General features: G+C 60.5%; 14 protein-coding genes and 1 pseudogene. All 15 read right to left on the minus strand.

Annotated elements, in window-relative coordinates:
* Positions 1–2: 2 nt before the first annotated feature.
* Positions 3–1,859 carry an acyltransferase family protein gene (locus tag ABD767_RS02230; protein WP_103045362.1) on the minus strand — a complete coding sequence of 619 codons (1,857 nt, stop codon included), beginning with the start codon at positions 1,857–1,859 and terminating at the stop codon, positions 3–5.
* Positions 1,856–2,524, minus strand: a complete 669-nt coding sequence (locus ABD767_RS02235) for an AlbA family DNA-binding domain-containing protein (protein WP_344867978.1) — start codon at positions 2,522–2,524, stop codon at positions 1,856–1,858. The genes ABD767_RS02230 and ABD767_RS02235 overlap by 4 nt, the downstream gene beginning before the upstream one ends.
* Before the next feature lie 6 nt (positions 2,525–2,530).
* Positions 2,531–3,814, minus strand: a complete 1,284-nt coding sequence (locus ABD767_RS02240) for a Fic family protein (RefSeq protein ID WP_344867980.1) — start codon at positions 3,812–3,814, stop codon at positions 2,531–2,533.
* A gap of 112 nt (positions 3,815–3,926) precedes the next feature.
* The gene (locus ABD767_RS02245) at positions 3,927–5,027 is read right to left on the minus strand and encodes an aminotransferase class I/II-fold pyridoxal phosphate-dependent enzyme (RefSeq protein ID WP_103045363.1); all 1,101 of its coding nucleotides are present in this window, start codon (positions 5,025–5,027) and stop codon (positions 3,927–3,929) included.
* Positions 5,009–5,167 carry a Fic family protein gene (locus ABD767_RS17255; protein WP_425549884.1) on the minus strand — a complete coding sequence of 53 codons (159 nt, stop codon included), beginning with the start codon at positions 5,165–5,167 and terminating at the stop codon, positions 5,009–5,011. The genes ABD767_RS02245 and ABD767_RS17255 overlap by 19 nt, the downstream gene beginning before the upstream one ends.
* The gene (locus tag ABD767_RS02250; RefSeq protein ID WP_103045364.1) at positions 5,092–6,336 is read right to left on the minus strand and encodes an RNA-binding domain-containing protein; all 1,245 of its coding nucleotides are present in this window, start codon (positions 6,334–6,336) and stop codon (positions 5,092–5,094) included. The genes ABD767_RS17255 and ABD767_RS02250 overlap by 76 nt, the downstream gene beginning before the upstream one ends.
* Entirely contained in the window at positions 6,333–6,926 is a 594-nt protein-coding gene (gene wbpD / locus ABD767_RS02255) for a UDP-2-acetamido-3-amino-2,3-dideoxy-D-glucuronate N-acetyltransferase (RefSeq protein WP_103045365.1), read from the minus strand. Before wbpD ends, ABD767_RS02250 begins: the two co-directional genes overlap by 4 nt.
* On the minus strand, positions 6,923–7,870 hold the full coding sequence (locus ABD767_RS02260) for a Gfo/Idh/MocA family oxidoreductase (RefSeq protein WP_103045366.1): 948 nt from the start codon (positions 7,868–7,870) through the stop codon (positions 6,923–6,925). Before ABD767_RS02260 ends, wbpD begins: the two co-directional genes overlap by 4 nt.
* A gap of 77 nt (positions 7,871–7,947) precedes the next feature.
* Positions 7,948–9,243 (minus strand): nucleotide sugar dehydrogenase, encoded by a 1,296-nt coding sequence (locus ABD767_RS02265; protein ID WP_103045367.1) that lies wholly within the window; start codon positions 9,241–9,243, stop codon positions 7,948–7,950.
* Positions 9,244–9,277: 34 nt separating this feature from the next.
* On the minus strand, positions 9,278–9,820 hold the full coding sequence (gene rfbC / locus ABD767_RS02270) for a dTDP-4-dehydrorhamnose 3,5-epimerase (RefSeq protein WP_103045368.1): 543 nt from the start codon (positions 9,818–9,820) through the stop codon (positions 9,278–9,280).
* 175 nt (positions 9,821–9,995) lie between these two features.
* Positions 9,996–10,442, minus strand: coding sequence for a PIN domain-containing protein (locus ABD767_RS02275; protein ID WP_103045369.1), 447 nt, complete (start codon positions 10,440–10,442; stop codon positions 9,996–9,998).
* Positions 10,439–10,696 carry a FitA-like ribbon-helix-helix domain-containing protein gene (locus tag ABD767_RS02280; RefSeq protein ID WP_103045370.1) on the minus strand — a complete coding sequence of 86 codons (258 nt, stop codon included), beginning with the start codon at positions 10,694–10,696 and terminating at the stop codon, positions 10,439–10,441. The genes ABD767_RS02275 and ABD767_RS02280 overlap by 4 nt, the downstream gene beginning before the upstream one ends.
* Before the next feature lie 177 nt (positions 10,697–10,873).
* Positions 10,874–11,809, minus strand: a complete 936-nt coding sequence (rfbA, locus tag ABD767_RS02285; protein ID WP_103045371.1) for a glucose-1-phosphate thymidylyltransferase RfbA — start codon at positions 11,807–11,809, stop codon at positions 10,874–10,876.
* 12 nt (positions 11,810–11,821) lie between these two features.
* Positions 11,822–12,928, minus strand: a complete 1,107-nt coding sequence (locus ABD767_RS02290) for a Wzz/FepE/Etk N-terminal domain-containing protein (RefSeq protein ID WP_103045372.1) — start codon at positions 12,926–12,928, stop codon at positions 11,822–11,824.
* 248 nt (positions 12,929–13,176) lie between these two features.
* A pseudogene (locus tag ABD767_RS02295) lies at positions 13,177–13,313 on the minus strand (IS5/IS1182 family transposase); the annotation flags it as partial.

Genomic DNA, 13,313 nt, shown 5'->3' on the forward strand with positions numbered 1-13,313 from the left:
GTTTACCGCAGTACTTTCGTGAACGTGGCGCGTGCCGCCTGGGCATAGGCACGCGCGCCCACTTCGTTCAGGTGGTGCTCGTCAGAATAGAGAAGCTGGCCTGCGGCAAAGGGCGCTTGGGCAAAGACCTTCGTGTTGCCAAAATCCAGCAGCAGGGCGTTGGTATGGCGCTGCGCACACTGAGCAAGCCAGTGGTTGGCTTGCTGATATTGGGGATTGACCACGATATTGGTCGGCAAGCCGAGCTGCACGAATCGCTGCGCGCGCAGCGGGTTGCGTGCAAGCAGGGGCTCTTGCGGCATCAGATAGATTTTTTTGCCGACCTTGTCTTGCTGCTGCAGAAAGTGCTCCAGCGCCTGCTGGAAGGCGGTTGATTCCAGTTGCCAATTCCAGCTGGCGGCGATGAAGACGATTGGTGATTTATTCAATGCCTGCTGCGCTTGCTCGATCTGCTTCAGACACGCCTCGTGTGCCCATTCGGCAATCCGCTGGTAGTCAAACCCCGGAATGGTCACGCAGCTGCTGGCAGTAATGATGCGCGCCTTGAAACCCAGCTCCTTGCCCAACTGGTCAAAAAACAGGTTGAGCATGGCGGCGTGGGAGTCACCCAGCACCAACACCTCTTTGTCGCTGTTCAAATCGCCTTTGAGGCAGTCGTCCACGATCTGGCCGTGGCAGATAGTGGCGGGATCGGCGTAGCGCTGGTATTCGATCGGCAGGGGTGGGGGCGATAGCGCCTGGTTGATGCGCGCCATACTGGGCGCGGTGGCCAGGGCCGCGCACGCCAGCAGGCCATAGCCCACGGCTTGGCGGGCGCCCGTGCGGCGGGCACGCAGTGGCGCTTCCACGGTATAAAAAGATGCGGTGGCCAGCAGCAGGGTAAGGATGATGAATAGCAGGCTAAAGGGTATGTCCAGCACCTGCTCTCCGGCGTAGTAGCGCAGCAAGGCCAGCACGGGCCAGTGCCACAGGTACAGCGAGTACGACAGTTCGCCCACCCAGGCCATGGGGCGGTTGCCCAGCAGGCGCAGGACAAGCCCCTGCGCAGGGTGCAAGAGGATGAGCGCGGCGCCCGCCACGGGCAGCAGCGCCGGCAGGCCAGGGAACGGGCCTAACCGGGGCTGCGCCGCAGCGGCGGCCAGCACCAACACCAGGCCCACGCCGGCCAGCCAGGAGCGCTGCCCCCCCCTGAAACTGTGCATATACACAGCCACCAAGCCGCCCGCAAAAAATTCTGGCAGGCGGGCATACAGGCTGTAGTAGGTGGCTTGCTGGATGCCCTGCACGCTCAGGCGGTACTGAGCAAGCAAGGTGAAGCCGACGAGCAGCACGCCTAGCACCCACTTCAGCGACTTGGTTGGCAACAGCAAGACCAGTAGCGGCGCCAGCAGGTAGAACTGGATTTCCACCGCCAGCGACCAGGTGTGCAGCAAGGGTTGCTCATGACTGGCCGGGGCAAAGTAGTCGCCAAAGCCGGCAAAGTAGCTGTTGCTGTGGAACCAGGCGGCCTGGTTCAGCCCTTTCTTGTAGACGCCCAAATCCTGCGGCAGCAGCAAGACCGCCGCCAGCAGCGACACCAGCACCAGCATGGCGAAATACGCCGGTGCGATGCGCTTGATGCGGCCGATATAGAAATAGCGCAGCGTGGCGGCCAGCCGGTAGCCTGGCTGGGCCTTCTTCTGCAGCAGGATGCGAACGATGAGGTAGCCCGAAATGACCAGGAACACGTCCACCCCCACAAACCCGCCGGGCAGCCAGGCAGGGTTGTAGTGAAACAGCATGACGGCCAGCACGGCAATGGCGCGCAGGCCTTGGATGTCGGTGCGGAATGCGGTGGGCGAAGATGGGTTGTGGCTCATTTTGTTGAGCTGCTCTTGCGTGTTTTATTTGTCGTTGCACTGGCGGGCAACAGCGCCGCCTGTCGCTGCTGGCCTGCTTCGGTCAGGCGGTATTTTTGCAAGCGGCTACGTGGTGTTTCAGGCAGGGTCATTTCAATCACGCCCAGCGCGATGGCAGCTTGCTGGTAATGCTGGCGAAAATGCTTTTCATCACGCAGCCCCAGGCGTTGCATCAACTCCTGCCGTCCCATTACACCTTGCAACACTGCACTGGCATCCTCGGGCGTGTAGCCAAACGTCACCCTCCAACCGCCCGGCTCCAGCGCCCACGTCGGCGTGGGGTAGCGGCCTTGCGTGCAGGCGTCCTTGATGCCCTCTTGGCGGTACAACTCACCGTAGGAGGCCAGCCCTCTGGCCGATTTTGGCTGCGGCTGGGGCGCATGGCTTGGAGAGCGCATGCGCGCTATCGCGGCGAGGGCGCCGCTCCTACGGCTTTGTGCAAACCTTTGAGGGTGGGATAGGAGTGCCTTTCGACAGCTTTGGGCCGGCTTCACATCTGCGGCCTGGCCTTGATCGTTGTAGCCGACCACGAGCGTGCCGCCTTCGGCATTGGCAAAGGCGCACAGCCATTTCAGAAGGTCGTCCTTCCATTGGCGTTCGTATTCGACGTGCTGGGATTCGGGCATGGCTCTCTAGGCCTCAGTGGGTTTGTGCACGGCAGCCAGCCATTGCCTGCCAGCTTCGGTCAGGCGGTATTTCTGCAGGCGGCTGGTGGGCTTTTCGGGCTGGGTCATTTCGATCACCCCAGCCGCCAGTGCTGGCTGCAGGTACGTGGTAACAAAGCTGTCCCGATGCCGTAAATTCAATATACGTTGCAATTCACTGCGGCTATGGTCCGCAACCATCGCACTGAGTAGGCGCTGAATGGGTTCGGTGACTTGCCCGGTGACTTGCCCGGTGACATCTTCAGGCGCGTAGCCAAACGTCACCCACCACCCACCCGGCTCCAGCGCCCAGGTCGGCGTGGGGTAGCCGTCTTGGGTGCAGGCATCTTTGATGCGCTCTATGCCCCGACCCCAGGATTCGATCAGGCCGGCGCGGAAAAAGGCGTTGGCGATGTCGGGATTGTGCGGGTGCGATGCGTGTTTCCCCAGCAGCTTTTCCAGCGTCCAGGCTTCGGGCAGCTGGCCGGGGTTCCAGATCATGAGTTTGTCTGGATAGACGCTAATCTGGATGGCGACGGGGGTGGCGTAGTCTTTGTGGACGACGGCATTCAGGATGGCTTCGCGCAGGGCGGCCATGGGCAGGGGGAAGCGCTCTTGGCGGTACAGGCCGTCGTAGCTGATACGTGCTTTGAGGTATTTGAGCTTGAGCACCTCGATGGCGGTTTCTACCTGGGTGAACAGGTTGCCGGTGATTTCGTCGTGGTGCAGCAGGTCGGCATCGTTCTTGCCAAACGCGCCGATTTTGATGGCGGCGCCAGTGACGTAGCGATCTGGCTCGGGGTGAAACAACAGGGCGGTGGCGCGCTTGAGGTAGCCGTCTTTGGTCAGACGCAGGCGCTCCAGCAGCAGCGGGTTGCCTTCTTCGCGGATGGTTTCGGGCAGGCGCTGGTTGTGAATAGCCAGCTCACGAAAGCGCTTCATGGTGCTGTCTTGCAGGTCGCCCACTTGCAGATAGGGCACGGGCACGCCATCCCAGGTGATGCCTTGCTTTCTGAGCAGAAACCGGTCAAGCGCCGCGCCTTTGAGTTCTTGCTTGGTGCTGCCGCTGCGGTAGTGGTATTCGCCCTTGTAGCTGATAGGGTAGGGGTAGGCGGGCACGTGGATGTGCAGGGTGGGCAGGGTGCCGTGCATGACCAGATCCACATCCACCACCATGCCCAGCACGTCGCGCACCTTGTTGGGGATGTCTTCCAGCAGCTTGCTAGCCTGATCCACACCCACAGCCACGCCTTGGTCGTCGTAGCCGATCATGAGCGTGCCCCGCCTTCGGCATTGGCAAAGGCGCACAGCCATTTCAGAAGGTCGTCCTTCCATTGGCGTTTGTATTCAGTGTGCTGGGACTCTGGCATGGCGATAGGGCTGGCTACCGTGTCAGTGCTTGCGCTATGCGCTCTTGCGCCGCCGCATCCAGATACGGGTGCATGGGCAAGCTGATGACGCGCTGGGCGATAACGTCGCCCACGGGTAGCTGCACGGTGGCATCGGCGACGGCGGGCTGCTTGTTCAGCGGGATGGGGTAGTGCACGGCGGTGGGGATGCCTCGCTCTTTCAACCTGGCCTGCACGGCTTCGCGGTCGCTCACCTGGAGGGTGTATTGCGCCCAGGCGCTGATGTTGTGGGGTTCGATGTAGGGTAGGGTGCAGCCCTCGCCCCTGCCCTCTCCCGCTTGCGGGAGAGGGAGTAAATGCGCGTAGCGCTGGGCGACTTGCTGGCGCAGGGCTATTTCTTCATCGAGTACCGCCAGTTTGGGCAGCAGGATGGCGGCTTGCAGGGTGTCCAGGCGGCTGTTCATGCCCACGCGGACGTGGTGGTAGCGCCGGTCTTGGCCGTGACGGGCAATTTGGCGCATGACGGCAGCCAATTCATTGTCATTGGTAAAGATGGCGCCGCCGTCGCCATAGCAGCCCAGCGGTTTACTGGGAAAAAAGCTGGTGGTGGCAATCGTCGTCAGGTTGCAGCTTTTGCGGCCTTTGTAGCTGGCGCCAAAGCTTTGTGCGGCGTCTTCGATCACCGGAATGCCGTGCCGGGCGGCGATGGCGTTGATGGCGTCGTAGTCGGCGCACTGGCCGTACAGGCTCACCGGGATGATGGCGCGGGTTCGGGGCGTGATGGCGGCTTCGAGCAGCGCCGGGTCAAGGTTGCAGGTACGCGCATCCACGTCCACATATACCGGCTTGGCGCCCAGCACGGCGGCGGCCTCGGCCGTGGCGATGTAGGTGAAGCCGGGGGTGATGACCTCGTCGCCTGGGCCCACGCCCAGCGCCATCAGTGCAATCTGCAGCGCATCAGTGCCGTTGGCGACGCCAATGCAGTGTTTGGTACCGGTATAGGCAGCCAGCTTTTCTTCCAGTTCACCCACTTCTGGACCAAGAATGTATTGGCCGTGGGCCAGCACTTTCTGTATGTTGGCGTCGATTTGGCTTTTCAGGCGCTGGTATTGGGTTTTCAGGTCGATGAAGTCCATGGCGTGGAGGATGCGGGGGTGATGCGGTACCGCTGCAAGCGGCTGCGGGGTTTGTCGGGCAAGGTCAGTTCGATTTGGCCAGTGGCCAGCAGCGCTCGGATGACTTTGTTGAGCTGACCCGATATTTCTTTTTGCCCCAATGCTTCGGAGATATCGCGCTTGCCCATGGGAGTTTTGGCCAACATGGCCAGAACACGGGCTTCCAACGGAAGGGATGACTCTGGCTGCGACTCTGGCTGCGACTCTGGCCCTCCAAAGCTTTGCGGATGCGTATGAAGCCGCTGCCGTATTTCTCTATGGCGCGGCTCAGATAGAAGCCTTCGGCGACAAGCTTGTTGCGCAGGCTGGAACGGTAGTTGTCGGCCTGAATGTCGGCCACGCTGATACCACCGTAAAAACCGCCTGGGCTGAAGAGGGTGATGCGGTCGTCAAAAATCTTGATCTGGATGTCGCTCGGGTCTGTATAGCTGCGGTGAACCACGGCATTGAGCAGTGCCTCGCGCAACGCGGGCAGGGGGTAGGCAAAGCGCTCTTTGCACTGAATGCTGCCGTCAAATTCAAAGGCCACGCTGATGTGCGAGACGATGAAGGCCATGCTTTGTTCGACCACCTCAAACAAAGTGTCGGTCAATTGCCGGTCATCAATGATCATGCTCGGCGTTTTGAAGCGGCCTATGTGCACGTGGTGGCGCAGGGGTTCACTGGCAAACAGCAGCAGCGCCGCCCAGGTGGGCTGGCCTGCGGGGGTCACATAGTTGAGCTTTTGCAGCGCTGCCAGTGGTGCACCGGCCTCCAGGGCAAACCGCCCGCCCGCATTCACCTGTTGAATAAAACTTTCAACTTTGGCTGGCGACAACTCTGCCGCGCTACGCCCAGGCGCGGGATGGGCGTCCCAGGATACTTGCAGCGTTTGCAAATACAGGTCAGATATTTCATTGAGCGCCAGCGCATGGTTGGCACTGGCGATGCGCTTGTAATAACGTCCACGGGTATTGACGGGCTTGACCGGAAATTCCGCCACCTCGATGGCCACGATGGTTTTTCCATTGATCTGGTGCGCCGTCAAATCCGGGATCAGTGATGGGCTGGTGCTTGACTTGATCTGGCCCAGCCATTCGTTCAGGGTCTCTTTGCCGAGTGAGACGCCTTGCAGCGCACCTTTGTCCGTAACGCCTACCCACACCGTACCGCCCCGGGTGTTGGCAAAAGCCACCAGGGAGGCAATGCAGGCTTTATCAAACGAAGCCTTGAATTCTTGCGTTTGCGATTCGCCAGCTGCGATGCGGTGCAACAGGGCTGTGGTATTCACAGGAAATCAGGTTCGATTTTTGAAACCCTTTGGCCCAAGAGTACATAGCGTGCACCGGTGTGTATGCAGGTGGTCTCACCCTCGCCCTGCAGCGGCAAATCAAGCTGCTCGCCAAACTCACTCATCCAGCCAATTTGTTTGGCGGGCACGCCCACCATCAGGGCATACGCGGGTATGTCCTTGTTGACCACGGCGCCGGCGCCGACGAAGGCGTACTCACCAATCGTCACACCGCAAACGATGGTGCAGTTGGCACCCAGAGTGGCGCCTTTTTTGACCAAGGTGTTGCGATACTCGCTCTTGCGCTCGATGAGCGAACGCGGGTTGTAGACGTTGGTGAACACCATGCTAGGGCCGCAGAACACACCTTCTTCGAGCGTGACGTTGTCATAGACGCTGACGTTGTTCTGCACCTTGCAATGGTCGCCAATGACCACCTTGTTGCCGACAAAGACGTTTTGCCCGAGAGAGACGTCTTTGCCGATATGCGCCCCGCCACAGACATGAACAAAATGCCAGACGCGGCTGCCGTCGCCAATTTGCGCGCCTTCGTCGACGATGGCGCTGGGGTGGATGGTGACGCCGCTCATGCCAGTTTTTGCACGAAGGGGTGAATTTCACCCGCCTGGCCACGCACGATTTGCGCGCTGCGGATGGTGTTGACGGTCTCGATGCAGTGCCGCGCATCCTCCAGGCCATAGCCACGGCCAGCCAGTACCTCGCGGTAGCTGGTGGTGTGCAGCTCGGTAAACCCTTCGGAAAACTCCAGCTGCTCACCGCTGATGTCGATACTGCGGAACGTCGGCTTCTTGCCCTTGACGTCGTCGGGCAGGTCATTGGCGTCGATCGACAGGAACCAGCGCACGCGGGCGCGTTCGTATTCCAGGTAGCCGGCGGCCTTGGCCTCGCCGCTGTAGTGCACGACGTTGCGCTGCAGCTTGCCGAAGACGAAATGCAGCATGTCGTAGAAGTGCACGCCGATGTTGGTGGCGACGCCAAAGGATTTGCGCGCATCTCCCTTCCAGCTTTCCATGTACCACTTGCCGCGGCTGGTGATATAGGTCAGCTCCACGTCGAATGTGTGGTCTGCCGGGGCGGCGGCGACTTTTTCGCGCAATTTCAGGATGGCGTCATGGTGGCGCAGTTGCAGGATGTTGAAGACGCGCTTGCCGGTTTCGCGCTCGACCCGCGCCAGTTCGTCGATCAATTCAGGCGTGGGCACCAGGGGTTTTTCGCAGATCACGTCGGCCCCCAGGCGCAGGCCAGCGGCGATGTGGGCGTGGTGCAGGTAGTTGGGCGAGCAGATGGCGACGTAGTCGAGCGCGGTCGCTGGGTTGCGCTTGAGTCGCTGGGCGTGTTCGTAGAAGCGCTCGAACTCGGTGAAAAACTCGCTTTGCGGCGAGATGCTGTCGATGATGCCGACCGAATCGTTGATGTCGTAGGCCACGGCCAGGTAGTTGCCGGTGTCCTGGATGGCGCGCATGTGGCGCGGGGCGATGTAGCCAGCGGCACCGATGAGGGCAAAATTTTTCATGGATTAGGTCTCGGCAAAGGGTTCAAGACAGCGTTGCAATCGCGGCGAGGGCGCCGCTCCTACGACAGGGCGAGGAGTTACAGGCGGAAGACGCTGAAACCCGCCTCGGCCATGGCATGGCGGTCGTACAGGCTTTTCACATCGGCCAGCACGGGCTGGCTGCTGCTGCACAGTGCGCGCAGGTCGGCGGGCGCCATGGTGCGGTATTCGTGGTGGCCGACGGCGACGATGAGGGCGTCCACGGGGTGGGCCGCATCGATTACGTCCAGTTCCAGGCCATATTCATGCCGCACCTCGGCAGCATCGGCCCAGGCATCGGCCACGACCACCTGGGCGCCCCAGGTCTGCAGCTCGCGGATCACGTCCACTACCTTGCTGTTGCGGATGTCGGGGCAGTTTTCCTTGAAGGTGATGCCCAGCACGCCGATGCGGCAGCGCGGTACGTCCATGCCGTTTTGCAGCATGCGCCGGATGGTGGTGCGCGCGACGTAGCGGCCCATGTTGTCGTTGATGCGACGCCCCGCCAGGATGACCTGCGGGTGGTAGCCCACCTGCTCGGCCTTGTGCGTGAGGTAATACGGGTCGACACCGATGCAGTGTCCGCCCACCATGCCGGGGCGAAACGGCAAAAAATTCCACTTGCTGCCGGCGGCTTCGAGCACGTCCAGCGTGTCGATGCCTAGGCGGGCGAAGATGACGGAGAGTTCGTTGACCAGGGCGATGTTCAGGTCGCGCTGGGTGTTTTCGATTACCTTGGCGGCCTCTGCCACCTTGATGGAGCTGGCCTGATGCGTGCCTGCGGTGATGATCTGGCGGTACAACGCATCGACGGCATCGGCCACCTCGGGCGTGCTGCCGCTGGTGATTTTTTTGATGGTGGTGAGGGTGTTGACCTTGTCCCCGGGGTTGATGCGCTCAGGGCTGTAGCCACAGAAAAAGTCCTGGTTGAACGTCAGGCCGGAGGCTTTTTCCAGCTCGGGCACGCAGACTTCTTCAGTCGCGCCAGGATATACCGTGGATTCGTAGATGACCACGTCACCCTTTTTCAATACGCCGCCTACGGTCCGGCTGGCCTTGATGAGCGGGGTCAGGTCGGGCCGGTTGGCGCCATCAACTGGGGTGGGGACGGTAACGATGAAAACTTGGCAGGATTTCAGGTCAGCCAATTCACTGCTGTAGTGCAACTGGGTCGCAGCACGCAGTTGCTCGGTACTGCACTCCAGTGTGTGATCCTGCCCCGCTTGCAGCTCGGCCACACGCCCCCGGTGAATGTCAAAACCAAGAACCGGGCGATGCTTGCCAAACTCCACTGCCAAAGGCAACCCTACATAGCCCAGACCAACAACGGCAATGCGCGCACTCGATAAATTCATAACAATTGGTTTTCTCTAGACTGGCGGTCGACGGTTATTCCACAGCCGCGAAGGCCGGATAGCCTTGATCTTTGGCAGACAGCAACCACGGCTCGTCCCGTTCAGGCCAGTTGATGGCCACCCCCGGATCATCCCAGGCGATGCCGCGCTCCAACGTGGGATTGTAGTAATCCGTCGTCTTGTACAAAAAATCCGCCGTCTCGCTGAGCACGCAAAAACCGTGGGCAAAGCCGGGCGGGATCCACAGCTGCTTGTGGTTGTCCTCTGAGAGCTCTTCGCCCACCCACTGCCCAAACGTCGGCGAATCGCGGCGGATGTCCACCGCCACGTCCCACACCGTGCCGCGCACCACGCGCACCAGCTTGCCCTGGGCGTGGGGCGGCAGCTGGTAGTGCAGGCCGCGCAGCACGCCGCGGCTGGAGCAGCTGTGGTTGTCCTGCACGAACTGGTAATTGGTGCCGGTGGCCTGGTTGAAGGCTTGCTGGTTGAAGCTTTCGAAGAAGAAGCCGCGCGGGTCGCCAAAAACCTTGGGCTCGATGACCATGACGTCGGGGATGGCGGTGGGGGTGGCTTTCATGGGGTGGGTCCTGTGAAAGAGGTCTCAAATCGATTGCGGCGGGGGAATCGCGGCGAGGGCGCCGCTCCTACGGTACCTGCGGTTTGCATGGTAGGTAGGAGGCCAGCCCTCTGGCCGATGGCGCATCGCGGCGGGGCGCCGCTCCCTCGGTGCGCGGGGGCATTTTCTAGAAAACTCAATGCGCACCAGGGTTTATCTGCCAGGGGTTGACCACTTCCAGGCCATCGATGCCTTCGAAATCTTTGATGTTGCGGGTGGCCAGCGCCAGTTGGGCGGTCAGCGCAATGGCGGCAATCTGGGCATCTTCGGTGTGGATGGGGCGGCCCGCGTGCTGTCGTTGCGCGCGCACCAGGGCGTAGTGCTCGGCTGCGCCGCTCCCAAAATCAAGACAGCGCCCGCGAAAGTCATCGCTGAAAATTTGCTGGGCTGCATGCGCCAGCGCGTCCCGGCGCTTGCCCACCGGCAGGACGGCAATGCCTGCCAATATTTCCGCTTGTGTAATGGCGCTGGTCTGCAGCTGGCTGGCCGTCTGGCCGGCGAACCAGTGCAGGACTTCTGGCGCGGGGTTCTCGCGCATCAGCTCTAACAGCACATTGGTGTCGAGCAAGAAACCGACCGTCATGGCTGGCCGAAACCCGGCAGTGGCCGGGCCGGTTGGCGGGCCGGCGGGGGCGCGTCGTCCGCACCCAGGCCTTTGAAGCGCTGGTGGATGCGCAAGGCAAAGTCCAGGCCGCCGGCTGCCTTGGGCTGCTCCGCCAGGGTGTTTTGCAGAATGTTGCGCACTTCTTGCTCCATGGACACACCATGGCGCGCCGCACGCAGCCGCAAACTGGCCTTGAGGCCGTCGTCCAGATTTCGGATGGTGATGCTGGTCATGCGGGCACTCCCTGCGGTGCTTTCAATGCAATCATTTTAAATGGGTGGGGAGGGATGCATCGCGGCGGGGGCGCCACTCCTACAGTACCCGCGGTTCGCATGGTGGTAGGAGGCCAGCCCTCTGGCCGATGGTGCATCGCAGCGAGGGCGCCGCCCCTACAGGGGCAGCCCTCACCCCTACCCTCTTCCAGAGGGAGAGGGAGTAGACACAACCGCCCTCCCAGAAGGAACAGAAGCGTCTTTGAGCAACCGCTGCAAATACTGCCCATAGCCGTTCTTGGCCAGCGGTTGGGCGAGCTTTTCCAGCTGCTCGTGGCCAATCCAGCCGCGCCGCCAGGCGATTTCCTCGGGGCAGGAGACTTTCAGGCCCTGGCGCTGCTCGATGGTGGCGATGAACTGGCTGGCGTCGAGCAGGCTGTCGTGCGTGCCGGTGTCGAGCCAGGCGTAGCCGCGGCTCATCAGCTCGACCTGCAGCTGGCCTTGCTGCAGGTACAGGCGGTTCAGGTCGGTGATCTCCAGTTCGCCGCGTGCCGATGGTTTCAGGCTTTTGGCCAGGTCGACCACCTGGTCGTCGTAGAAGTACAGGCCGGTGACGGCGTAGTTGCTTTTGGGCTGCGCGGGCTTCTCCTCAATGGAGAGCACGCGGCCCTGGCCGTCGAATTCGGCGACGCCGTAGCGCTCGGGGTCTTGCACATGGTAGGCAAACACCGTCGCGCCCTCGGCGCGGGCGTCGGCACTTTCCAGCAGCGGCTGCAGGTCGTGGCCGTAGAAGATGTTGTCGCCCAGCACCAGCGCGCTCGCGCTGCTGCCGATGAAGGATTCGCCGATGACGAAGGCCTGCGCCAGCCCGTCGGGGCTCTCCTGCACGGCGTATTGCAGGTTCAGCCCCCACTGGCTGCCGTCGCCCAGCAGTTGGGCAAAGCGCGGCGTGTCCTGCGGCGTGCTGATGACGAGAATGTCGCGCAGGCCGGCCAGCATCAGCGTGGCCAGCGGGTAGTAAATCATCGGCTTGTCGTAGACGGGCAGCAGCTGCTTGCTGATGGCCAGCGTGGCTGGGTGCAGGCGCGTGCCGGAGCCGCCGGCGAGGATGATGCCTTTGCGTCGAATAGTCATAAAACTCTGTAATCACGCGAAAGAAATGGAACGCTCCTGGGTCTTCGCACTGGCATTTTTGGCCATGATGAAATTACGGATAAAAGCTGCCAACACACCACAGAAACCACCCAGCAAAAACCCCACAATGATCAACAGTCCTTTTTTGGGAGAATTTGGTTTTGCGGGCTCCAACAACTGCCCATCGATACGGTACATGCCAACAGCCTGCTGCTGTAGATGTTGTCCACGCAGGGATTTCAGTTTAGCCTGCGCTTCGCGTAAACCATCGATAAAAGCAGAATCGTCTTCGCGCTCACGCAAAATCTCAATCTCGGCACCCAGAGACTTCACACCTCGTGCATACAGGCTCGACCCATCCGCATAGCCAGCAATGCCATCCTGTTTCGGCAATTGCCCCGTCGTCAACTGCGGCCCCAATTGACCCACTGCCTTGGCAACCCGGAATGCCTCATCCAGTCGCACCTCCCGATCTTCTCGGTGGCTTCGCGTCAGCTCATACTTTTCCATCAGGTCTTTTTCGATGTTCTTGATGGTGACATCAATGATTTTTTGCTCTCCTTCGATCCACCTTACGCGCGCGGCGCTTTCCACGCGCGCCAAAAATGCGCGCATCCAATCAACCGTGTCTTTTCCGGTCGAAGCCTGAATTTCGACACTGTAGAGCTGCCGTCCCTTCTTTGGCACGGGCTCTTTGACAGCAATCAGTTTGGGCATGACACTTTTATACAGCGTATTTTTCTCCAAGTCGCTCTGTGGTTTTTTAGTCAAAGACGGAAGATAGACATTCTCGAAAAAATCATGCCGGCTTTCGTCGGAAAGCAATTGGTTCAGGAAAATTCCATATAAATGGTCACCAGACACCCATTTCAATCCTGAAACAGAGGTGCGCAACGCATTGGCCTCCATGTATTGAACGGCAAGTGGCGGCTCCACATACACTGATGCCTGAAATTTCTTGGGAAGCATGAAAGCCAGCAACCCACCCAATGTGGCACCCAGCACGGCCAGGGCAACAACCCATATCCAGCTTTTTCGCAATATTTCGTAAATCTCGGTCAGCGAGATTTCATCATCCTCCCTGAATTTCTTTTCAGGTATGTAGAGCATCTGATTCATAAGGCGTGCTTTGGGTTTCAACCATCGGGCATAAATGCTTGATTGCTCAAGCAAAAAGTGAACGATTGTAAATCGGTAAACACGCGACCTAAGGATGCTCTGAATAACTCACCTCCAGGCGTGCTACGCCTGGGCTATTTTTCAGATGATGGAATTTGAGTTGACTTCGGCAGGGGCAACTATTTTTTTGCCCGCCGATCGGGGCGTTTTGCCGTTTTTGGCGGCCCGCGCCCTGTTTTCGGGCGCACTCATCCCCGCGCTCCTTGCTGCTGCATCAACTGATGGCGTGCCATCCACAGGTTGGACAGCGCAAACAGCGTCACGATCTGCAGAGTGTTTTTCTCCAGGCCTCGGTAGCGCACCTTGGTGTAGCCAAACTGGCGCT

The organism is Comamonas faecalis (genome assembly GCF_039538025.1).
Lineage (GTDB): Bacteria > Pseudomonadota > Gammaproteobacteria > Burkholderiales > Burkholderiaceae_C > Comamonas_C > Comamonas_C faecalis.

Bases quoted from the DNA above. Each gene is read 5' to 3' on its own strand.
- ABD767_RS02230 (WP_103045362.1), bottom strand. From the start codon at position 1,859: ATGAGCCACAACCCATCTTCGCCCACCGCATTCCGCACCGACATCCAA.
- ABD767_RS02235 (WP_344867978.1), bottom strand. From the start codon at position 2,524: ATGCCCGAATCCCAGCACGTCGAATACGAACGCCAATGGAAGGACGAC.
- ABD767_RS02240 (WP_344867980.1), bottom strand. From the start codon at position 3,814: ATGATCGGCTACGACGACCAAGGCGTGGCTGTGGGTGTGGATCAGGCT.
- ABD767_RS02245 (WP_103045363.1), bottom strand. From the start codon at position 5,027: ATGGACTTCATCGACCTGAAAACCCAATACCAGCGCCTGAAAAGCCAA.
- wbpD (WP_103045365.1), bottom strand. From the start codon at position 6,926: ATGAGCGGCGTCACCATCCACCCCAGCGCCATCGTCGACGAAGGCGCG.
- ABD767_RS02260 (WP_103045366.1), bottom strand. From the start codon at position 7,870: ATGAAAAATTTTGCCCTCATCGGTGCCGCTGGCTACATCGCCCCGCGC.
- ABD767_RS02265 (WP_103045367.1), bottom strand. From the start codon at position 9,243: ATGAATTTATCGAGTGCGCGCATTGCCGTTGTTGGTCTGGGCTATGTA.
- rfbC (WP_103045368.1), bottom strand. From the start codon at position 9,820: ATGAAAGCCACCCCCACCGCCATCCCCGACGTCATGGTCATCGAGCCC.
- ABD767_RS02275 (WP_103045369.1), bottom strand. From the start codon at position 10,442: ATGACGGTCGGTTTCTTGCTCGACACCAATGTGCTGTTAGAGCTGATG.
- ABD767_RS02280 (WP_103045370.1), bottom strand. From the start codon at position 10,696: ATGACCAGCATCACCATCCGAAATCTGGACGACGGCCTCAAGGCCAGT.
- rfbA (WP_103045371.1), bottom strand. From the start codon at position 11,809: ATGACTATTCGACGCAAAGGCATCATCCTCGCCGGCGGCTCCGGCACG.
- ABD767_RS02290 (WP_103045372.1), bottom strand. From the start codon at position 12,928: ATGAATCAGATGCTCTACATACCTGAAAAGAAATTCAGGGAGGATGAT.